Origin of the sequence: Actinomadura livida (genome assembly GCF_014648675.1) — a bacterium.
Classification (GTDB): Bacteria; Actinomycetota; Actinomycetes; order Streptosporangiales; family Streptosporangiaceae; genus Spirillospora; species Spirillospora livida.
This window is the reverse complement of record NZ_BMRO01000003.1, coordinates 276,796-297,411: the sequence shown is the minus strand read 5'-3', so window position 1 is coordinate 297,411 and position 20,616 is coordinate 276,796. Positions and strand designations below refer to the sequence as shown.

The window sequence follows — 20,616 nt, the reverse complement described above, 5'->3', positions numbered from 1 at the left end:
CGCCGCGGTGATCATGGTGACGCCCGAGTACGGGCCGCAGGACGAGCGGGTGACCGGCCTCGTCGACCGGATCCGCGCGGACGTGCTGCCGCCCGGCTCGGAGATCACCGGGCTGACCGCCGCCTACGTGGACCTGTCCCGGACATTGTCGGACCGGCTCTGGCCCGTGATCGGCGCGGTCGTCGCCACCTCGTTCCTCATGCTGATGATCGTCTTCAGGTCGGTGCTGGCCCCGCTGAAGGCCGCGGCGATGAACCTGCTGTCGATCGGCGCCGCGTACGGGGTGCTCACGGCCGTGTTCCAGTGGGGCTGGGGCGCCGAGCTGCTCGGCCTCCCGCACAGCGTCCCGGTGTCGAGCTTCATCCTCCTGCTGCTGTTCGCGGTGCTGTTCGGCGTCTCGATGGACTACGAGGTCTTCCTGCTGTCGCGGGTCAGGGAGGCGTGGCTGCGGAGCGGCGACGCGCGGGGCTCGGTGTCCACCGGCCTGGCCGCGACGGGCCGGGTGATCTCCAGCGCCGCGATGATCATGGTGGCGGTGTTCCTCGGGTTCGCCGCCGACCCCGGGCTGGTCGTCAAGCAGATGGGGGTCGGCCTCGCGGTCGCCGTGGCGCTCGACGCGACGGTCGTCCGGCTGGTGCTGGTGCCCGCCACCATGTCGCTGCTCGGGCGGGCGAACTGGTGGCTCCCGCGGCCGCTCGCCCGGATCCTGCCGGACATCGGCGTGCACGGCGGATCCGCGCCCCCGGCGGTGCCCGAACGGGAGCCCGAACCCAGCCGCGCGTGACCGCGTGACGGCGGGGGGAGCGGCCGCGATGGGCGGGCATGTCCCGGTTAGGCTGAACGGGACATGCCGCCTGTCGTACGCGTTCTCGGGGCCTTCGCCGCCGAGGTTGCGGGAGAGCCCGCCGACCTCGGCGGGCCCCGGCAGCGTTCCGTCCTCGCGCGGCTCGTGACCGCGCGGGGCCGGATGGTGACCGCCGACCGGCTCGTCGAGGACCTGTGGGCGGGGACGGCGCCGTCCCGCGCCGCCGCCGGGCTCCAGTCGTTCGTCTCCCACCTGCGCCGCGCCCTCGAACCGGACCGGCCGCCCCGCACGCCGGCGACGGTCCTGGTCACCGAGCCGCCGGGGTACGCGCTCCGGCTGCCGGACGAGAGCGTCGACGCCTGGCGGTTCGACACCCTGATCGACGAGGCCGCCGAGCTGCTGGACGCGGACCCGGCGGCAGCCCGCCGCCGTGCCGAGGCGGCGCTCGCCGAGTGGCGCGGACCCGCGTACGCCGAGTTCGCCGACCTGCCGTGGGCCGCCGCCGAGGCCGCCCGCCTGGACGAGCGCCGCCGCCTCGCCGTGGAGCGCCGCGCCGAGGCGATGCTGCGGCTCGCGTCCGCGGCGGAGGCCGTCCCCGACCTGGAGGCCCACGCCGCCGCCAACCCGCTGCGGGAGGAGGCGTGGCGGCTGCTGGCCCTGGCCCTCTACCGCGCGGGACGGCAGGGCGACGCGCTCGCCGCGCTCCGCCGCGCCCGCGCGACCCTCACCGAGGAACTCGGCGTCGATCCCGGCCCGGCACTGCGCCGCCTTGAGACCGGCATCCTGACCCAGTCGCTCGACCCGGGACCGCCCGACCGGGGCCGGGCGGTGCTTCGCGAAGCGCGGCCCGTCCTGCGGCCGGTGCCCGGCCCCGAGCGGGAGGCGCCCGCCTTCGTCGGACGCGTCGCGGAGCTGGCCCGGCTGGACGCCGCGGCCCGGGACGCCGCCGCCGGGCGGGGCGGTACCGTCCTCGTCGCCGGGGACGCGGGCATGGGCAAGACCGCGCTCGCCGAACGGTTCGCCCGGGACCTGGCCGAGCGCGGCTGGACCTGCGCGTGGGGCCGGGCGCAGGAGACCGGGGGCGCCCCCGCCGCCTGGCCCTGGGCCGAGCTGCTGCGCGAGCTCGCCACCGCCGTGCCGCCCGGCGCCGGCCTGGCCGCGCGCCTGGGGCCGCTGCTGGGCGACGCCTTCACCGCGGGCGGGGACGCCGACGTCAGCACGGGGAGGTTCCGGCTGCACCTGGCCGTCGGCGACTACCTCGCCGGAGTCGCGGAGACGGCGCCGCTCCTGCTCGTCCTCGACGACCTGCACTGGGCGGACGAGGAGACCCTCGCGCTGCTCGTCCGGCTCGCCGGGCGGCTGCGGGACCGTCCCGTCATGCTGCTGACGACCTTCCGGCAGACCGAGGTCGAGGGCGGGCTGGCGACCGCGCTCGCCCACCTCGCCCGGCACGAGCCGCTGCGGATCGAACTCGGCGGCCTGTCGGCGGACGAGGTCGCCGCACTCGTCCGGGGCGCCGGCGCCACCAAGCTCGGCGACGCGGAGCTCTCCGCAATCGCCGAGCGGACCGGCGGCAACCCGTTCTTCACCCGGGAGACGGCCCGCCTCATCGACGCCGAGGGCCTGCCCGCCGCGACCCGCCGGGTGCCCGCCGGCGTCGGCGACGTGCTGCGCCGCCGCATCGCCCGGCTCCCGGCGCCCGTGCGGACCGTCCTGCGCGACGCGGCGGTCGTCGGCCGGGACGCCGGCCTGGACGTGCTGACCGACCTGGCCGGCGACGAGGAGACCGTGATCGACGCCGTCGAGGCCGGGCTGCACAGCGGCCTGGTCACCGAGCCGGCCCCCGGCCGGATGCGGTTCGCGCACGCGCTCGTCCGCGACACCCTCTACGACGGGATCTCCCGGGCCCGCCGCACCCGGCTGCACGGCCGCGTCGCCGCGGCGCTCGAACGGCACGCCCCCGGCGAGGTCGCCGCGATCGCCCACCACTACCTCGAAGCGGGCACGGACCCCGAGCGGGCCGTCCGGTACGCGCGGCGTGCCGCGCAGGCCGCCGAGGCCCGCTTCGCGCACGGGACCGCCGCCGACCTGTGGGTCCGCGCGGTCGAGACCCTCCGCGGGCAGGGGTCCGGGGCGGCCCGCGACCGGCTGGAGGCGGAGGTCGCCGCGATCAGGGCGACCGCGCTCGCCGGGAACGTCGTCGACGCCCGGGACCGGCGGCTGGCCGCCATCGCCGACGCCCGCGCCTCCGGCGACGTCCGGCTGCTCGCCCGGATCATCGCGAGCTTCGACGTCCCCACGCTGTGGACGAGCCGCGAGTACGGAACCCTCGACCACGCCGTCGTGGAGGCCGCCGAGGAGGCACTCGCCCGGCTCCCCGGCGAGGAGCGCGAACTGCGCGTCCGGCTGCTGACCACGCTGGCGATCGAGCTGGAGGGCGAGCCGCACGACCGGGGGGCCACCGCGTCCGACGAGGCGGTCCGCACCGCCCGCGCCCTCGGCGTCCCGGAGCTGCTCGCCGTCGCGCTGAACGGCGCCTACGTCAACAGCTACCGGACCGCGGACGGGCTGGCCCGGCGGTACCGGCTCGCCTCCGAGCTGCTCGACCTCGCGACCCGGCACGACCTCGGCACCTACCTCGTCCTCGCGCACCTGCAGCTGCAGCAGGCGGCCATCTCCGCCCTCGACCCGCCCACCGCGCAGCGGCACCTGGAGGAGGGCCGGCGGCTCGCCGACCAGTACGGGCTGCCGCTGCTCGCCGAGATCGGCAGCTGGTACGCCGGGCTGACGCACGCCTTCACCGCCACGTTCGAGGAGGCGGAACGCACGTACGAGCGGCTGTCCGACGCCATCGGCCGGACGAGGATCTGGGCGAGCGAGCAGGCCGTGGGGGTCCTCGGCGTCTTCTGCCTGCGGCTCGTCCAGGGCCGGGCCGCGGAGATGCTGGACGGCTCCGCCTGGCTCCACCGCCAGTGGGCCCACGTCGGTGCCACCGCCGACCTGCACGCGCTCGCGCTGATCGCCGCCGGCCGCACCGCGGAGGCCGAGCGGGTCGTCGCCGGGGCCGGCCCCGTCCGCCTCGACTACTTCTTCGACCTCACCATGCCGATGCGGTCGCTGCGCGCGATCGCGCTCGGCGACCGCGGCCTGGCCGGGGAGTGCTACGCGGCGCTGCTGCCGTTCGCGGAGCAGTTCACCGGCGGCGCGACCGCCATCGGCACCCTCGGCCCCGTGTCGCAGATACTGGGCGATCTCGCGAAGTTCCTCGACCGCCCCGCCGACACCACCGCCGCCCACTACCGGAAGGCCGCCGAGGTGGCGACCCGTCTAGGCGCCTCATTGTGGACGGAAAGGGCCAACACGGCGATGACCGCCCTGGGCACCCCGGCCGCCTAGAACGCCGGCCGGGCACGGCGCGGGCCCGGCCTGCACCGAACATGGGCGACAATTGAGCGGTGACAATGATGGGCAGTGGCGTGAGCGAGGGGTATCGGGCCGGGTTCGCCTGTTTCATCGGGCGGCCCAACGTCGGCAAGTCGACCCTGATGAACGCCCTGGTCGGGACCAAGGTGGCGATCACCAGTAGCCGGCCGCAGACGACGCGCCGCGCGATCCGGGGGATCGTGCACCGGCCCGACGCGCAGCTGGTCGTCGTCGACACCCCGGGCCTGCACAAGCCCCGGACGCTGCTGGGCGAGCGGCTCGACAGCCTGGTCCGGTCGACGCTCACCGAGGTGGACGCCATCGGCTTCTGCGTACCGGCCGACCAGCCCGTCGGGCCCGGAGACCGGTACATCGCCCGCGAGCTGGCGGGCGTGAAGAAGACCCCCGTCGTCGCGATCGTGACCAAGGCCGACCTCGCGCCGCCGGAGCGGGTGGCCGAGCAGCTCCTCGCTGTCGGGGAGCTGGGCGAGTTCGCCGACATCGTGCCGTGCTCGGCCGAGACCGGTTTCCAGGTCGGCCTCGTCGGCGACCTGCTGATCTCGCACCTGCCGGACGGCGTGCCGCTCTACCCGGAGGGCGACCTCACCGACGAGCCCGAGCAGCTCCTCGTGGCCGAACTGATCCGCGAGGCGGCGCTGGAGGGCGTCCGGGACGAGCTGCCCCACTCCATCGCCGTGGTCGTGGACGAGATGGGCCCCCGCGAGGGCCGCGACGACCTCGTCGACATCTACGCGCACCTGTTCGTCGAGCGCCCGAGCCAGAAGGGCATCATCATCGGGCACAAGGGGGCGCGGCTGCGCGAGGTGGGCGCGGCGGCGCGGCGGCAGATCGAGGCGCTGCTCGGCGGCAAGGTCTTCCTCGACCTGCGCGTCAGCGTCCTGAAGGACTGGCAGCGCGACCCCAAGCAGCTGCGCCGCCTCGGGTTCTACGACTGATCCTTCTTCGGTTCCCCGGGCTCGCCCGGCGGCTCGTCCCCGGCCGGGCGTCCCCACGCCTGGTCCTCCCGGGGCCAGACGGCGTCCGGGTCGGCCGGGTTGTACTGCTGCTCCGGATACTGCTGCTCCGGATACTGCTGCTCCGGATACTGCTGGTCCGGGTACTGCTGCTCTGGGTACTGCTGGTCCGGGTACGGCTGCTCCGGCTGCGCCCCGTACCGGTCCTGCCGCCCCTTGGACATCCGGTCGGCGACGGTGCGGGCGAGGCTGAACCCGGCCACCAGCAGTGACGTGAGGACGGCCAGGTACCAGCCGTACCGGATGCTGATCTGGTAGCCGAAGTCCAGGCCGGTCTCGGGAAGGTTGTCGCGGACGTCGCCGAGCCGCACGACGAAGATGCCGCAGACGAGCAGCGCGAGCATGCCGGGGATCGCGGCGAGCGACCCGATCCGCGCGTCCCGCCCGATCAGGTCCCAGGCGGCGAGCGCGATCGCGGCCACGGCCAGCACCGGGACGGCGACGACCAGGGTGTCGGCGTCGATGCCCGCCAGGCTGCCGAGGTCGCGGCCGATCGGCCGCCCGAACAGCTCGACGATGATCTGCGCGTGGGCCCACGGCAGGAACGCCGACACCAGCAGGACCGCCGCGGCGGCGATCGTGGCGACGATCCAGGCGGTGCCGCGCCGGCTCCCGGACGCCGGGGCGGCGGGTGCGGGAGCGGGTTCCCACATGCCCTCCGGAGGTGGCGGATAGCCGTCCACGGGCGGCAGGAAGGACGGGCGCGACCGCTGGCGGCCCGCCTCGGAACCCAGGTCACCGGTCATGGACCCAGCGTAAATGCACGAACGGCATTGCCTGGTACGACCACGTCGGGGCGTGCGGCTCGGTAGTTTGGAACGAAGTCCGTTATGGGAGGAGATCCCCGGTGTTGCTCGTTTTCGGCCTTACGGCGGTGTCCCGCACCGTCGGCGAGGGGACGTTCCATTGCCCGCAGTGCGGGGGCGACCGTGCCTTCCGGAGGCGCGCCGGGCGTCGCTGCTTCTCGATCTTCTTCGTCCCGCTGGTGCCGCTGTGGCGGCTCCGGGAGGCCGTGGAGTGCCGGACGTGCCGGGGTCGGTTCCCCGTCGCGGCGCTGCGGACGCCGACGGCGCGGCAGATGGCCGAGACCCTCGCCGCGGGCATGCGCGCCGCCGCGGCGCTGGTGCTGCGCGCCGGCGACCCCGCCGACCCCGCGGCCCGTGCCCGCGCCGCCGCGGTCGTGACCGGCTACGGCGAGCCCGGCTACGACGAGGCCGCCGTCAACGCCGACCTCGCGGAGCGGCGCACCTTCCTGGAGAAGGAGGTCGTCCGCGCCGGGGCCCAGCTCGCCGTGGAGGCCAAGGAGTGGTTCCTCGCGCAGGCCGTCCGGATCGGGCTCGCGGACGGCCCGCTCGGCGAGGGGGAGCGCCGGGAGCTGCACGCGATCGCGGACCTGCTCGGCATGTCCCCCGCCTACGCGCTCGGCGTGATCGTGACGACCGAAGGGGCGTCGCGCTGACATGACCCCCGTCATCGGCACGGGGCCCGCCGTGCGGCCGAGCGGCGCCGAGCGGGGCGTCGGCGGGCGGGCGCTGGTCCGGGCGCCCGGACCGCGGCTGGCCGAGGGGATCGTCACCCACGCCGCCCGCCGTCCCGTGGACGTGGCGCTCGCCGCCCGCCAGCACGAGGCGTACGTCGCGGCGCTTCGGTCGGCCGGCTGGCGGGTGCGGGCCGTCGCCCCCGCCGACGACCATCCCGACGCCGTGTTCGTCGAGGACGCGCTGGTCGTCTGCGGCGGCGTCGCCGTCATCGGCCGCTCGGGGGAGGAGCGCCGCCGCGGCGAGGTCGCCGGCGCGGAGCGGGCCGCGCGGGAGCTCGGCCTGCGGATCGAGCGGATCGAGGCGCCGGGCACCCTCGACGGCGGCGACGTGCTGCAGGCCGGCGACACCGTCTACGTGGGGCGCGGCACCCGGACCAACGAGGAGGGCATCTGCCAGCTCGCGCGGTTCGTGGGCGGGCGGCGGGTCGTCCCCGTGGACATCACCGGCTGCCTGCACCTGAAGTCCGCGATGACCGCGCTGCCGGACGGCGGCCTGATCGGCGTCCCCGAGATGGTGGACACCTCGGTCCTGCCGTGCCTGCGGGTGCCCCGCGAACCGACCGGCGCCCAGGTCGTCGTGCTCGGGCCGGACCACGTCCTGATGGCGGCGTCCGCGCCGCGCACCGCCGCCCGGCTCGCCGCCGACGGGCTGCGCGTCACGAGCGTGGACATCAGCGAGTTCGAGGCCCTCGACGGCTGCGTGACCTGCCTCTCCGTGCTCGTCCCCTGACGCGCCCGGGGAATGCCGCGCGGCGCGGGCGCCGTTCCCCATGAGACAGCAGGGGTCCTCGTTGTCTCAGTATGCGGACGCCGGTTTCCGTAAGGCGGATGGTGTCTGTTACGTTGGCGGACGTGTTCCGTGAGCTGCTCCTCCTTAGCGGCCGCAGCGGGGGCCTGTAAACAGGCCGGCTCCCTCGCTGCGGGACTGCGACGTGCCGTCGGCCGCGAGGTTCGAGCAGAGAGTTCTCATCGGATGTTTCCGCCACAGCAGCCCTCCGGTATGCCCTTCGAGCGCTACCGCCCCTTCGCCCCGGTCAAACTGACCGACCGCACCTGGCCGAACGCCGTCATCACCGAGGCGCCGCGCTGGTGCGCCGTCGACCTGCGGGACGGCAACCAGGCCCTGATCGACCCGATGGACGCCGACCGCAAGCTGCGCATGTTCGAGCTGCTGGTACGGATGGGCTACAAGGAGATCGAGGTCGGCTTCCCGGCGGCCAGCCAGACCGACTACGACTTCGTCCGGCAGATCATCGAGGAGGACCGCGTCCCCGACGACGTGGTCATCCAGGTGCTGACGCAGGCCCGTCCCGAGCTCATCGAGCGGACCTTCGAGTCGGTGCGCGGTGCCAAGCGGGCGATCGTCCACCTGTACAACTCGACCAGCACGCTGCAGCGCCGCGTCGTGTTCGAGCAGGACCGCGACGGCATCACCGCGATCGCCGTCGAGGGCGCCAAGCTGTGCGCCAAGCTCGCCGAGGACATGGGCGACACCGAGATCTCCTTCCAGTACTCGCCGGAGTCGTTCACCGGCACCGAGCTGGAGTACGCCGTCGAGGTCTGCAACGCCGTCAACGACGTGTGGAAGCCCACCCCGGACAAGAAGGTCATCGTCAACCTGCCGGCGACGGTCGAGATGGCCACGCCGAACGTGTACGCCGACCAGATCGAGTGGATGAACCGGAACCTCGCCTACCGGGACTCCGTCATCCTGTCGCTGCACCCCCACAACGACCGCGGCACCGCCGTGGCCGCCGCCGAGCTGGGCTACATGGCGGGCGCCGACCGCATCGAGGGCTGCCTGTTCGGCAACGGCGAGCGCACCGGCAACGTCTGCCTGGTCACGCTGGGCCTGAACCTGTTCACCCAGGGCGTCGACCCGCAGATCGACTTCTCCGGCATCGACGAGATCCGCCGGACGGTCGAGTACTGCAACCAGCTGCCCGTCCACGAGCGGCACCCCTACGGCGGCGACCTGGTGTACACCGCGTTCTCCGGCTCGCACCAGGACGCCATCAACAAGGGCTTCGTCCACCTGCGGCGGGACGCCGAGGCCGCCGGAGTACAGGTCGGCGACCACCCCTGGGAGGTCCCGTACCTGCCGATCGACCCGCACGACGTCGGCCGCACCTACGAGGCCGTCATCCGGGTCAACAGCCAGTCCGGCAAGGGCGGCGTCGCCTACATCATGAAGACCGAGCACTCCCTGGAGCTGCCGCGCCGGCTGCAGATCGAGTTCTCCCGCGTCGTCCAGGAGCACACCGACACCGAGGGCGGCGAGGTCACCGCCGAGCGCATGTGGGAGATCTTCCAGAGCGAGTTCCTCACCGGCGGCCCCCGCGTCGGGCTGCTGGCGCACCGCACGACGTCCCGGGTGGACGAGAAGGACGCGATCAGCTGCGACATCCGCATCGACGGCGAGATCCGCGAGATCGAGGGGGTCGGCAACGGTCCCGTCTCGGCGTTCGAGGACGCCCTCGCGACCGTCGGCGTCGACGTCCGCGTCCTGGACTACGCCGAGCACGCGATGAGCGCGGGCGGCGACGCGCGCGCCGCCGCCTACGTCGAGTGCGACGTGCGGTTCGGTGACGGGAGCGGCACGTCGGTGTGGGGTGTGGGCATCGACGGGAACATCGTCACCGCGTCCCTCAAGGCGATGCTGTCCGCGGTGAACCGGGTGGCCCGCCCGCAGGCGAAGTAGCCGGCGTGACGGGCGCCCGGCGGCACCATCGCCGGGCGCCCGGGACGGCTCAGGCGGGCACGGCCCGCGGCAAGGCGGCCGGACGGGTCACGCGCGTCCGAGGACGTGGTGGACGAGTTCGCGGAGCGCCCCCTGCAGCTGGGCCTCACCGACCGTGGTCCGGTCGCCGTCTATGTCGATTTCGTACAGGAACTGGTCGGGGATTCGGCCCGGGGGCGGGACCGCGGTCAGGTCGACGCGGCCGACGAGCCTCGTCAGCATGGGGTCGCTGGCGCTGTCGGACTCGGCGCGGCGCTCGATCCCCGCGAATCCTCCGCTGCGGACGACTGTCACTCTCACTGCGCTATCCGTTCGCCTCCATGTGGACACCTGCTCCCGGCCGGATCTCCGGCGTCGTCGGGTGTGCGTTCGGCGCGGGCCGCGGAACGATGGGGCTTCTCATGCCCCAACGCTGCCAGCTCCGGATGGTTCAAGCCACAACTTCCGGCGGGACGAGACGGCCGAATCCGGTCACGGTATGTAATTGTTATCCAGCACAGTGCTATTGTCCGGGCGGACTTGTGAAGATCCGGGAGAGATGCCCGGCCGCCCGCCGGGGCATCCGGTGCGGTGCGTCAGAATGAACGGGTGACCCTCTACCGCGACGAAGGCATCGTCCTGCGCACCCAGAAGCTGGGCGAGGCCGACCGCATCGTGACGGTGCTGACCCGGCGCACCGGCCGGATCCGCGCCGCGGCGAAGGGGGTCCGCAAGACGAAGTCCCGCTTCGGGGCGCGGCTGGAGCCGTTCACCCACGTGGACCTCCAGCTGTACGAGCGGCGCTCCCTCGACCTGATCACCCAGGCCGAGACGCTGCGCCCGTACGGGGAGGCCCTGGTCACCGACTACCCCCGCTACACCGCGGGGACGGCGATGCTGGAGACCGCGGAGAAGCTCACGTCCGAGGAGGGCGAGCCCGCGCTGCGGCAGTTCCTGCTCCTGGTCGGCGGGCTGCGCACGCTCGCCGAGCGCGCGCACGACCCGCGGCTCGTCCTGGACGCCTTCCTGCTGCGCTCGCTGTCGGTCGCCGGGTGGGCCCCCGCCCTCGACGAGTGCTGCCGCTGCGGCGTCCGCGGCGGCCTGCGCGGGTTCGCGATCGCCGCGGGCGGCGCGGTCTGCGCGAACTGCCGCCGGCCCGGCGCCGCGACCCCGGCGCCGCCGACGTTCGCGCTGATGCTGGCACTCCTGCGCGGCGACTGGGAGTACGCCGACGCCAGCGAGCAGCGCCACCGGATGGAGACCAGCGGCCTGGTCGCCGCCTACCTCCAGTGGCATCTGGAGCACGGGATCCGGTCCCTCCGCCATGTGGAGCGCGAAACCGGGCCCGCCGACGAGGCCGCACCCGCCAGGGAAGCACCGGCCGACGACACCGACATCCCCAGGGAGAGAGTTTGAGCAGGGCCGTTTCGCCGCCGGAGCCGCATCGGGACGGCGCCGTCCCGCCCCCGATCCCCGCGGACCTGGTGCCGCGGCACGTCGCCATCGTGATGGACGGCAACGGCCGCTGGGCCAAGGAGCGCGGCCTCCCGCGCACCGAGGGGCACACCCGCGGCGAGGACTCCCTCTTCGACGTCATCATGGGCGCGATCGAGCTCGGCATCCCGTACCTGTCGGCGTACGCCTTCTCCACCGAGAACTGGAAGCGCTCCCCGGACGAGGTGCGCTTCCTCATGGGCTTCAACCGGGACGTGATCCGCCGCCGCCGCGACCAGCTCCACTCGATGGGCGTCCGGGTCCGCTGGGCGGGCCGGCGGCCGCGGCTGTGGCGCAGCGTCATCAGCGAGCTGGAGACGGCCGAGGAGATGACGCGCGGCAACGACGTCCTCACCCTGCAGTTCTGCGTGAACTACGGCGGCCGCGCAGAGATCGCCGACGCCGCGGCGGCGATCGCCCGGGACGTCCGCGCGGGCAAGCTCAACCCTGACAAGATCACCGAGAAGGTCTTCGCCCGCTACCTGGACGAACCCGGCATCCCCGACGTGGACCTGTTCCTGCGCTCGTCGGGGGAGCAGCGCACCTCCAACTTCCTGCTCTGGCAGTCGGCGTACGCGGAGATGGTGTTCCTCGACACCCTCTGGCCCGACTTCGACCGCCGCCACCTGTGGCACGCCTGCGAGATCTACGCGTCCCGAGACCGCCGCTACGGCGGCGCGCTGCCTAATGCGGTGTTCGGGGTCCAGGCGCCCGGAGGCGCCTGAACCCCGGAACCGTCAGGCGAGGGCGGCGTCCAGGGTGATCTTGGTGCCGGTCAGGGCCTTGCTGACGGGGCAGTTCGCCTTGGCGTCCTGGGCGGCCTTCTCGAAGTCGGCCGCGGAGAGGCCGGGGACGCTGGCCCGGACGGTCAGGTGGATGCCGGTGATGCCCTCGCCCGGCTGGAACGTGACCTCGGCCTTGGTGTCCACCTTCTCCGGCGGCGTGCCCGCGCCGGCGAGGCCGTGCGAGAGCGCCATCGAGTAGCAGGTGGAGTGCGCCGCGGCGATGAGCTCCTCGGGGCTCGTCTTGCCGTTCGGCTCCTCGGAGCGCGCCGGCCAGGTCACGTCGTAGGTGCCGAGCTTCGAGGAGTCCAGGGAGACGGTCCCCCGGCCGCTGGTGAGCGGCCCTTCCCAGTGCGCGTTAGCGGTTCGTGTCGTAGCCATGCCCCGATCCTCCCATGTCCCGGCCCGGGCGGATCATGAACCCGCAGGTAGCGTCAGCGGGCCTTCCGGGTGCACTCCGCGCAGGTGCCGAACACCTCGACCGTGTGCGTGATGTCGCTGAAGCCGTGCTCGGCGGCGATCGCGTCCGCCCAGCGCTCCACGGCCGGGCCCTCGACCTCGACCGTCCGCCCGCACTGGCGGCACACCAGGTGGTGGTGGTGCTGCTCGGTGCGGCAGGCCCGGTAGACGGCCTCGCCCTCGTCCGTGCGCAGGACGTCGACCTCACCGGCGTCGGTGAGCGCCTGCAGCGCCCGGTACACCGTGGTGAGGCCGATCTTGGAGCCGTCGGCGCGCAGGTCGGCGTAGATGTCCTGCGCGCTGCGGAACCCCTCCGAACCGGCCAGCACCTGCCGCACCGCGTTACGGCGGGCCGTCGTCATCCCCCTAGCACCTCCGCCTCGGCGTCCACGCGCGTGTCGGCGCCCTGGCCGGCCGCGGCGGGGGCGGTGGCCCCGGCCGGGACGGCCCGCGCACGCCTGCGGCGCATCGCCGAGCCCCCGGCGACCGCGACCGCGAACAGCGCGAGCGCCAGCAGCACGATCGATGGGCCCGGGGGCAGATCGTACTGAAAGGAGCCCGCCAGGCCCGACACGGCCGACAGTACACCGGCCGCCATGGCCACCAGCATGGTCCCCCGAAATCCGCGGGCGAGCTGCTGCGCCGCCGCCACCGGGACGATCATCAGCGCGCTGACGAGGAGCAGCCCGATCGCGCGCATGGAGATCACGACGGTGACCGCGGCGGTCGCGGCGATCAGCACGCTGAGGAAGCGGACGGGCAGTCCGGACGCGCGCGCCAGCTCCTCGTCCTGGCACAGCAGGAACATCTCGCGGCCGAAGACCGCGACGATCGCGAGCACCGCGGCGGCGAGGCCCGCGACCAGGTACAGGTCGGTGACGGTCACGCTGGTGATCGAGCCGAACAGGTACGCGTGCAGGGCCGTCCCGCTGCCGCCGCCCGCGCTGGTGAGGATGACGCCGCCCGCGAGGCCGCCGTAGAACAGCAGGGCCAGCGCGACGTCCGCGCCGCTGCGGCTGCGGGCGCGCAGGATCTCGATCGCGGCGGCGCCGAGCACCGACACGACCAGCGCGCCGAGCACGGGGGAGGTGCTGGTGAGCAGGCCGAGCCCGATGCCGGTCAGCGCGATGTGCCCGATGCCGTCGCCGAGCAGCGACAGCCTGCGCTGGACGAGGAACGTGCCCACCGCGGGCGCGGCCAGGCCGATGAGCACCGCCATCACCAGGCCGACCCGCATGAAGGGGTACTGCAGCATCTCGCTCATGCGGGCCTTCCCGTCGCTGGCGTCTCGTGCGCGTCGCCGGCCCGGGTCTCGCGGACGACGCGGCCCTGGCCCAGCTCGATCGTGCGGGTGAGGAGCGGCTCCATCGGGCCGAGCTCGTGCGCCACCAGGACGACCGTGCGGCCGCCGCGGGTGAGCTCGTGCAGCGCCGACGCGAGCGCCGCCTGGTTGCGGGTGTCCACGCCCGCGGTGGGCTCGTCCATCACGAACACGTCGGGTTCGCCGGCGAGGGCGCGGGCGATCAGCACGCGCCGCTGCTCGCCGCCCGACAGCAGGTGGGCCGAGTCGCGGGCGCGGTCGGCGAGGTCCACCGCCTTCAGGGCGCGGTCCACGGCGTCCCGCTCGGCCGCCCGGTCGCCGAGCAGGGCGGGCAGCCACCGGGACCGCCGCGCCACCCGCCCGGACGCCACGACCTCCCGGACGGTCGCCGGGACGCCGCCGCCCGCCGGCAGCCGCTGCGGGACGTACCCGATCCGCTGCCAGCCGCGGAACCGCGCGGGCGGCTCGCCGTAGATCTCGGTGCGGCCGGCCGCCAGCGGGACGAGCCCGAGCAGCGCCTTGACCAGGGTGGACTTGCCCGAGCCGTTCGGCCCGAGGACGGCGAGCACGTCGCCGGCGTCGACCCGCAGGTCGATGCCGCCGAGGACCTCGCGGCCGTCGCGGCGGACGAGCGCCCCGGTCATCTCGAACGGCGGTGCGTGCCGCGGATCCGTCATGTGCACTCCAGCGCGGGACGCAGCGTCCGCAGGTTCCGCTGCATGATCGTCAGGTAGTCGTCGGACGAGCCGTCCTCGATGCCCTCGATGGGGTCGAGCACGGCGGTGCGCACGCCCGCCGCGCGCGCCAGGGACTCGGCGACCTTCGGGCTGACCAGCGTCTCGGTGAAGATCGTGGTGGCGCCGGTCGCGGACACCCGCCGGGTCAGGTCGGCCAGCCGCCGCGGGGTGGGCTCGGCGCCCGGGTCGACGCCGGCGACGGGGGTCTGCCGCAGCCCGTAGCGGTCGGCGAGATAGCCGAACGCGGCGTGCGCGGTGATGATCTCCCGCCGCGCGCAGGCCGCCAGGCCCGCCCGGAACCCGCGGTCCAGCGCGGCCAGTTCGGCGGCGGTGGCGGCGGCGCGCTCCCGGTAGCGGGACGCGTGCGCGGGGTCGGTGTCGGCCAGCCGGTCGCCGAGCACGGTCGCGACCGTCGCCATGCGGGTCGGGTCGAGCCAGATGTGCGGGTCGTGGTCCGACTCCTCGTGGCGGACGCCGTCGTGCGCCTCCGCGTCGTCGGTCTCGTCCGGCGGCGGCAGCGTCTTGACCACGGTCGCGGCGTCCAGGGAGTTCTGCTTCGCGTGCCGCCGGACGGCGTCGTCCACGGCCGGCTGGACGCCCCCGACATGGACGGCGAAGTCGGCGTCCACGACGGCGGCCGCCTTGCGGGTGGTCAGCTCCAGGTCGTGCGGCTCGGTCCCGGGCTCGGTGAGCGTGCGGACGAAGACGTCGTCGCCGCCGACCTTCTCCGCCAGCCAGGCCACCGGGTAGATCGACGCGACCACGACCGTCTTGCCCGGCGGGACGTCCGCCTCGGCGCCGGCGCAGGCCGTCAGCCCGGACGCGACCCCGGCGAGGGCCAGCGCCGCCGGGAGGGCGCGCAGCGCACGGCGTGCGGGGACGGGAGGAAGTGGCACTTCGCAATTATGGACGAAGATGAAAACGGTTGTCAAAACCGTTCAATGCCGCGTCCAACGGCGAATCCCACCAGAACCACCAGCGTCACGATCCGCAGGATTCTTCCCGAACCGTCCAGCGCGGGCCAGTTCAGGTAGGCGAACCAGGCGAGCGCCGCCGCCAGCACCAGCAGCCCCGCGGCCGCGACCCACCCGGTCCCGATCATGCCGATCGCGAGGAGCACGAACACCGCGGCGAGCAGCGTCCAGCGCGGTATCCGGTGCAGGAACACCACCGGTGCCGCGCTCCACCGCTCGATCGTCGCCCGCAGCCCGGTCGACTGCGTCCCCGCCTGGTCGCCTCGCGCATTCACGTGCCCCAACGTACCGACCCGGCGCCCTTCCGGGGGAGGCCGGGACGGAGCACGGCGGAACGGCTGCCAAGATTGACGGATGATCGCGATAACCCGGTACCGCGTGCCGGGCGAGGACTCCGACGACTTCGCGGGGCGCATGGGCGCGGTGCTGGCGGCGCTGGCGGCCAGCCCCGGCTTCCGCTCCGGCCGGCTCGCCCGGACCGTCGACGACCCCGAGCTGTGGGCCCTGGTCACCGAGTGGGACGGCGCCGGGCACTACCGCCGCGCGCTCGGCGCGTACGAGGTGCGGCTGCAGTTCATCCCGCTCGCCGCCATGGCCGTCGACGAGCCCGGCGCCTACGAGGTCGTCAGCTCCGCCTGACCCCGCCGCGCACCTGATCTCGCAGGTCAAGGCTGCGGCAAGAAGCGTCCGGTGGCGGTTTCGCGTCCCCCGGCAAGGTCATCTTTGCGGCATCACGATCATGCCGTGGGTCCGGCGGGGGACGACCGCCCGGGGGACCCGTGTTCTCCGGGGGGACAACCGATGCGCCGTGGCGTCCTGTTCAGCGTCGTCCTGTGCGGGGCGGCGGCCGCCGCACCCGCCCTTGCCGTACTCGGCACGGACCCATCGCGGTCCTCGTCCGAGCGGGCCTCCGCGCTGGCGCGCGACGCCGGGCCGGCCGGCGACGCGGCGGGCGTGCGCGCGTCCCGCGTCGTCGAGTACCGGGGGCTGCGCATTCCCGTCCCGGCCGGCTGGGAGGTCCACGACCTCGACCGGGACCCGCTGCGCTGCGTCCGCTACGACCGGCGCGCCCTCTACCTCGGCCGTCCCGGCCCCGAACCCGACTGCCCGGCCCGCATCGTCGGCCGCACCGAGGCCGTGCACATCCAGCCATCCGGCGGCTCGGCGCCACCGGCCGGCCGCCTCGTCACCGGCGACTCGCTCGCCCGGCTCACGGTTCCGCAGACCGTCGACCAGGAGCTGCGGCTCGACCTCCGCGAGGCCGGAGTCACCATCACCGGCGTTTACGGGACGGATCCGGCGGCGCTCCAGCGGATGCTCCGCGGCGCCCGGCTGACGGGACGGCCGCCCGCCGCGTCGCGCGTCCCCGAGACGTCGCGGACGGGTGCCGGGCACGAGTCGCCCGGCCCTCGCGAGCCGGGCCCGCTCCCGCCGAGCCCGTCCGTGGCGGAACCGGCCCGGCCGGATACGCCCCGGCCCGGTTCGCCTCGACCCGGCCCGTCCGAGTCGAGTACGCCCCGGGCGAGCGGGTCGCAGGCGGGCGCCGCGCCGGCCGCGCCCAAGAAGTGGGTGCGGGGCAAGGGATTCGACACCTGCGCGGCACCGTCCATCGCGGCCATGAAGGCGTGGCGGCCGTCGTTCAAGGTCACCAACATCTACATCGGCGGCGCCGCACGCGGCTGCGCGCAGCCCAACCTCACCGAGCGGTGGGTGCGCGAGGTCCGCGAGATGGGGTACCGGATCACGCCCACCTACGTCGGCCTGCAGGCCCCCTGCGGCAGCCGCCCGCAGCGGTTCACCGCCAAGAACGCCGCGAGCCAGGGCCGGAAGGCCGCCGTGGACGCAGCCGGCAAGGCCGGGGCGCTCGGCATCCCGGCCGGTGCGCCCATCTACTTCGACATGGAGGCGTACGCCGGCCGCAAGAAGGCGTGCAAGGCCGCGGTGCTGCGGTTCGTGGACAACTGGGTCCGGCGGCTCAAGGTGGAGGGGTACACGCCCTGCCTCTACAGCAGCGTCACGTCCGGCATCCGGGACGTCGGCCGCGCCACCGGCATCGGCAAGCCCGAATGCGTCTGGTTCGCCCACTGGAACGGCAAGGCCCAGGTGTACGGCGACCCGTTCATCCCCGACGACTGGTGGCGCCCGCACCGCCGCATCAAGCAGTACCGGGGCGACCACTACGAAACGCACGGCGGAGTCACCCTCAACATCGACGGCAACATCGCCGACGGCCTTGCCTTCTAGGTACACCTACCAGGCGTCATGGTGCCCTAAGCTGGGAACGCTCGCGGGCGCTGCGGAGGATCGCGCCGCGGGCGTCATCACCGGGGATCACATTCGCCCCCGCCCGCCGTCGCCGCGGGAACGGGGCGCACTCACTGTCCCGCCGACCGCCAGTTGGATGGAGAATCTCTCATGGCACGCCGTTCCGATGTGCTGGACACGATCGTCAACCTCGCCAAACGGCGCGGCCTGGTCTACCCGTCGAGCGAGATCTACGGCGGGCTCCGCGCGTCCTGGGACTACGGCCCGCTCGGCGTGGAGCTGAAGAACAACGTCAAGCGCCAGTGGTGGAAGTCCATGGTGCAGGGCCGCGACGACGTCGTCGGCCTCGACTCGTCCGTCATCCTGGCGCGCGAGGTGTGGGAGGCGAGCGGCCACGTCCAGGCGTTCGTCGACCCGCTCACCGAGTGCCAGTCCTGCCACAAGCGCTTCCGGGCCGACCACCTGGAGGAGGCGTACGAGGAGAAGCACGGCCGCCCGCCGGCGAACGGCCTGGCCGACATCAGCTGCCCGAACTGCGGCGTCAAGGGCTCGTTCACCGAGCCGCGGATGTTCAACGGCCTGCTGAAGACCTTCCTCGGCCCCGTCGAGGACGAGTCCGGGCTGGCCTACCTGCGTCCCGAGACGGCGCAGGGCATCTTCATCAACTACCTGAACGTCCAGCAGTCCGCGCGCCGCAAGGTGCCGTTCGGCATCGGGCAGATCGGCAAGTCGTTCCGCAACGAGATCACGCCCGGCAACTTCATCTTCCGGACCCGCGAGTTCGAGCAGATGGAGCTGGAGTTCTTCGTCAAGCCCGGCACCGACGAGGAATGGCACCAGTACTGGATCGACGAGCGCATGCAGTGGTACGTCGACCTCGGCGTCCGCAAGGACAACCTGCGGTTCTACGAGCACCCGCAGGAGAAGCTGTCGCACTACTCCAAGCGCACCGTCGACCTGGAGTACCGGTTCGACTTCGCCGGCGGCGAGTGGGGCGAGCTGGAGGGCGTCGCCAACCGCACCGACTTCGACCTGACGACGCACTCGAAGGCGTCGGGCGCCGACCTGTCGTTCTTCGACCAGGAGTCCGGCGAGCGGTACACCCCGTACGTGATCGAGCCGTCGGCGGGCGTCGACCGCGCCACGCTCACGTTCATGATGGACGCCTACGCCGAGGACGAGGCGCCCAACGCCAAGGGCAAGCTGGAGAAGCGCACGGTCATGCGGCTCGACCGGCGGCTCGCCCCGGTCAAGGTCGCGGTGCTGCCGCTGTCGCGCAACGCCGACCTGTCCCCGAAGGCCCGCGACCTCGCCGCGCAGCTGCGCCGCAACTGGAACGTCGACTTCGACGACGCGGGCGCCATCGGCCGCCGCTACCGCCGCCAGGACGAGATCGGCACGCCGTTCTGCGTCACGGTCGACTTCGACACGCTCGAGGACGACGCGGTGACCGTCCGGGAACGCGACTCGATGAGCCAGGAGCGCATCGCGCTGAGCCAGGTGGAGTCGTTCCTCGCCGCGCAGCTCGTCGGCTGCTGAGCGGCGGCCGCGCGCCGCGGCCGGAAAAGCGCTACGGGCCGCCCCCCGGCTGGGGGCGGCCCGCATCCTTCATGGGAGCGCGTCCCTGGGAGCGGACGCTTGGCGGGAGCGTGTAGGGGAGCTTGCGGGGAGCGTCAGCTCGTCACGTACAGGGACTGGTCGTACGTGCCGGAGCCGGGGGTGGTCTCGCCCTGCAGCGCGTACGTCGCGGTGACCTGGGCGGTGGACGGGCACAGGAAGTGGCTGCCGGACTGCCGGTTCACCGTGGCGTTGCTGACGCCGACCTGGGCCTCGCCGCTGCTGGTGTCCGGCCGCGCGGGGTTGTCGCCGTTGTAGCCGTTGGCGGTGAGGGTGCCGCCGAAGTTGCAGCCGATTCCGCCGAACAGGTCCACGACCGCGCGGACCCTGAAGTTGGCGATGGTGATCGTCGCGTCGCGGCCGTTGGTGCCGGCCGGGTCGTGCACGACGCCGCCGCCGGTCCACGGCAGGTTCAGCGTGGTGATGGTCACACCGGCGGTGCCGGTGCACTCGGTGAAGCTCGCGCCGGCGATGGCGAGGCCGGTGCCGTCGGAGTTGATCGACCCGGTCATGGTGGACTCGCTGCACGAGCCGCTGCCGATCGACGCCGAGACGGAGGCCTCGCCGAGCAGCGACGCCTGGACGTTGCCGGAGTAGGGGTCGGCGGTCGCCGAGCCCGCGCGGATGGTGGTGGTAGCGGCGGAGGCGGGGGCGGCTGTCAGCGCGAAGGCGGCCAGCGCCGCGGTGCCGAGGACAGCGACCTGTCTAAAACGTGCCACCGGATACTCCTCTGTCCGGTTCGGGGTGGGCGTACGCGAAAGTAATTCGCTTTTGACGGCCCGGCAATGGCTGCAGGCCGATTGCGGCCTGGCCGCATTCGGACACCCATTCGTGTTCGCTGGCACGCGCGCCGGGGCGGGGAGGGGCACGGCATTGTCACGCCGGCTCACCTTGACGGGAAATCCGTCCCGTGTTTTGTCAACGGGGTGCGAACCGTGCTCCCCTAACCTGAACCTGAGCTAGGTTGACTGGACCGCCCGCCGCCGTCCCGGCATCGTGGGCGGCACCGCCATCAGGTAGTAGCACGGGCCACGACCACTGGCCATCAGCGCGGGCACGACCGAGCATCCTGACCGAGCCGAGCGGAGGAGCGGAATGCGCGAGCTACCGCGTCCGATCCTCCCCCTCGCCCGGCTGCTCGTCCTCACGCTGGGGCTCCTCGGCCTCGTGGCGGCGCCCACCGGGTTCGGGACCGGATCCGGGGCGCAGACCGGGAACTCCGCCACCGGGACGATCTCCGCCGTGCGTACCTGGGTGGCCCAGCACACCCCGACCCGCAGCCGGGCCTCCGCGAAACCGCACCCGGGCGGCCACGCGCAGACCGCCGCCACCGGCGGCACCGTGGCCACCGCGCCGACGCGGCAGGTCGCCGCGCCGGACGCGCCCGAAGCGCAGCCCGCGCCCGCGGCGCTCCCGGTGCCCGGCACCGATGTCCGGCCGCCGTCC

21 protein-coding genes are annotated in these 20,616 nt (G+C 73.7%); 12 read left to right on the top strand and 9 right to left on the bottom strand.

Annotated elements, in window-relative coordinates; translation table 11 throughout:
• From IEZ03_RS37660 to era, 3 genes are all read left to right on the top strand, one after another.
• The coding region (locus tag IEZ03_RS37660; protein ID WP_229808127.1) for an MMPL family transporter at positions 1-784 on the top strand (784 nt) is incomplete at its 5' end.
• Positions 785-847: 63 nt separating this feature from the next.
• Complete coding sequence (locus tag IEZ03_RS08025; RefSeq protein ID WP_184886695.1) at positions 848-4,201, top strand: ATP-binding protein; 3,354 nt, start codon at positions 848-850, stop codon at positions 4,199-4,201.
• A gap of 65 nt (positions 4,202-4,266) precedes the next feature.
• Positions 4,267-5,184: a GTPase Era gene (gene era, locus IEZ03_RS08020; protein ID WP_184886693.1), complete on the top strand. Its 918-nt coding sequence runs from the start codon at positions 4,267-4,269 to the stop codon at positions 5,182-5,184.
• Here era and IEZ03_RS08015 read toward each other — a convergent pair.
• Positions 5,175-6,008 carry a hypothetical protein gene (locus IEZ03_RS08015; protein ID WP_184886691.1) on the bottom strand — a complete coding sequence of 278 codons (834 nt, stop codon included), beginning with the start codon at positions 6,006-6,008 and terminating at the stop codon, positions 5,175-5,177. The genes era and IEZ03_RS08015 overlap by 10 nt on opposite strands.
• A 101-nt stretch (positions 6,009-6,109) precedes the next feature.
• On the opposite strand from IEZ03_RS08015, the gene IEZ03_RS08010 reads away from it, so the two are divergent.
• The 3 genes from IEZ03_RS08010 to leuA all read left to right on the top strand — a co-directional run bounded on the left by IEZ03_RS08010 (position 6,110) and on the right by leuA (position 9,503).
• Positions 6,110-6,721, top strand: coding sequence for a TerB family tellurite resistance protein (locus IEZ03_RS08010; protein WP_132045893.1), 612 nt, complete (start codon positions 6,110-6,112; stop codon positions 6,719-6,721).
• Position 6,722: 1 nt separating this feature from the next.
• Positions 6,723-7,532: a dimethylargininase gene (gene ddaH / locus IEZ03_RS08005; RefSeq protein ID WP_184886689.1), complete on the top strand. Its 810-nt coding sequence runs from the start codon at positions 6,723-6,725 to the stop codon at positions 7,530-7,532.
• A 243-nt stretch (positions 7,533-7,775) separates the two neighbouring features.
• The gene (gene leuA / locus IEZ03_RS08000; protein ID WP_184886686.1) at positions 7,776-9,503 is read left to right on the top strand and encodes a 2-isopropylmalate synthase; all 1,728 of its coding nucleotides are present in this window, start codon (positions 7,776-7,778) and stop codon (positions 9,501-9,503) included.
• An 87-nt stretch (positions 9,504-9,590) separates the two neighbouring features.
• Here the strand turns inward: leuA and IEZ03_RS07995 are convergent, their stop codons facing one another.
• Positions 9,591-9,842 (bottom strand): protealysin inhibitor emfourin, encoded by a 252-nt coding sequence (locus tag IEZ03_RS07995; RefSeq protein ID WP_229808125.1) that lies wholly within the window; start codon positions 9,840-9,842, stop codon positions 9,591-9,593.
• A 288-nt stretch (positions 9,843-10,130) separates the two neighbouring features.
• Here IEZ03_RS07995 and recO point away from each other — a divergent pair, with 288 nt between their 5' ends.
• Both recO and IEZ03_RS07985 read left to right on the top strand, forming a co-directional pair.
• On the top strand, positions 10,131-10,937 hold the full coding sequence (gene recO, locus IEZ03_RS07990; RefSeq protein ID WP_229808124.1) for a DNA repair protein RecO: 807 nt from the start codon (positions 10,131-10,133) through the stop codon (positions 10,935-10,937).
• The gene (locus tag IEZ03_RS07985) at positions 10,934-11,740 is read left to right on the top strand and encodes an isoprenyl transferase (RefSeq protein WP_184886682.1); all 807 of its coding nucleotides are present in this window, start codon (positions 10,934-10,936) and stop codon (positions 11,738-11,740) included. The genes recO and IEZ03_RS07985 overlap by 4 nt, the downstream gene beginning before the upstream one ends.
• A 12-nt stretch (positions 11,741-11,752) precedes the next feature.
• Here IEZ03_RS07985 and IEZ03_RS07980 read toward each other — a convergent pair whose 3' ends face one another.
• Genes IEZ03_RS07980 through IEZ03_RS07955 form a run of 6 tightly spaced genes read right to left on the bottom strand, consistent with a single transcriptional unit; the run spans position 11,753 to position 15,563 of the window.
• The gene (locus IEZ03_RS07980; protein WP_184886680.1) at positions 11,753-12,178 is read right to left on the bottom strand and encodes an OsmC family protein; all 426 of its coding nucleotides are present in this window, start codon (positions 12,176-12,178) and stop codon (positions 11,753-11,755) included.
• Positions 12,179-12,231: 53 nt separating this feature from the next.
• Positions 12,232-12,618 carry a Fur family transcriptional regulator gene (locus IEZ03_RS07975; RefSeq protein WP_132045881.1) on the bottom strand — a complete coding sequence of 129 codons (387 nt, stop codon included), beginning with the start codon at positions 12,616-12,618 and terminating at the stop codon, positions 12,232-12,234.
• The gene (locus IEZ03_RS07970; protein ID WP_184886678.1) at positions 12,615-13,520 is read right to left on the bottom strand and encodes a metal ABC transporter permease; all 906 of its coding nucleotides are present in this window, start codon (positions 13,518-13,520) and stop codon (positions 12,615-12,617) included. Before IEZ03_RS07970 ends, IEZ03_RS07975 begins: the two co-directional genes overlap by 4 nt.
• Positions 13,517-14,254, bottom strand: a complete 738-nt coding sequence (locus IEZ03_RS07965) for a metal ABC transporter ATP-binding protein (protein WP_184886676.1) — start codon at positions 14,252-14,254, stop codon at positions 13,517-13,519. Before IEZ03_RS07965 ends, IEZ03_RS07970 begins: the two co-directional genes overlap by 4 nt.
• A complete protein-coding gene (locus tag IEZ03_RS07960; RefSeq protein WP_229808123.1) occupies positions 14,251-15,210 on the bottom strand; it encodes a metal ABC transporter solute-binding protein, Zn/Mn family in 960 nt (319 codons plus the stop codon). The genes IEZ03_RS07965 and IEZ03_RS07960 overlap by 4 nt, the downstream gene beginning before the upstream one ends.
• Positions 15,211-15,242: 32 nt before the next feature.
• Positions 15,243-15,563: a DUF6703 family protein gene (locus IEZ03_RS07955; protein ID WP_132045875.1), complete on the bottom strand. Its 321-nt coding sequence runs from the start codon at positions 15,561-15,563 to the stop codon at positions 15,243-15,245.
• Between the two features lie 79 nt (positions 15,564-15,642).
• Between IEZ03_RS07955 and IEZ03_RS07950 the strand changes: the two genes are divergently transcribed.
• The 3 genes from IEZ03_RS07950 to IEZ03_RS07940 all read left to right on the top strand — a co-directional run bounded on the left by IEZ03_RS07950 (position 15,643) and on the right by IEZ03_RS07940 (position 19,092).
• Entirely contained in the window at positions 15,643-15,927 is a 285-nt protein-coding gene (locus tag IEZ03_RS07950) for an antibiotic biosynthesis monooxygenase family protein (protein WP_184886674.1), read from the top strand.
• Between the two features lie 162 nt (positions 15,928-16,089).
• Entirely contained in the window at positions 16,090-17,532 is a 1,443-nt protein-coding gene (locus tag IEZ03_RS07945) for a DUF1906 domain-containing protein (RefSeq protein WP_184886672.1), read from the top strand.
• A 171-nt stretch (positions 17,533-17,703) separates the two neighbouring features.
• On the top strand, positions 17,704-19,092 hold the full coding sequence (locus IEZ03_RS07940; RefSeq protein WP_184886670.1) for a glycine--tRNA ligase: 1,389 nt from the start codon (positions 17,704-17,706) through the stop codon (positions 19,090-19,092).
• 134 nt (positions 19,093-19,226) lie between these two features.
• Here IEZ03_RS07940 and IEZ03_RS07935 read toward each other — a convergent pair whose 3' ends face one another.
• A complete protein-coding gene (locus IEZ03_RS07935) occupies positions 19,227-19,889 on the bottom strand; it encodes a hypothetical protein (RefSeq protein ID WP_184886668.1) in 663 nt (220 codons plus the stop codon).
• Positions 19,890-20,265: 376 nt separating this feature from the next.
• Here IEZ03_RS07935 and IEZ03_RS07930 point away from each other — a divergent pair.
• On the top strand, positions 20,266-20,616 hold a 351-nt coding region (locus tag IEZ03_RS07930; RefSeq protein WP_373293553.1), incomplete at its 3' end, for a hypothetical protein.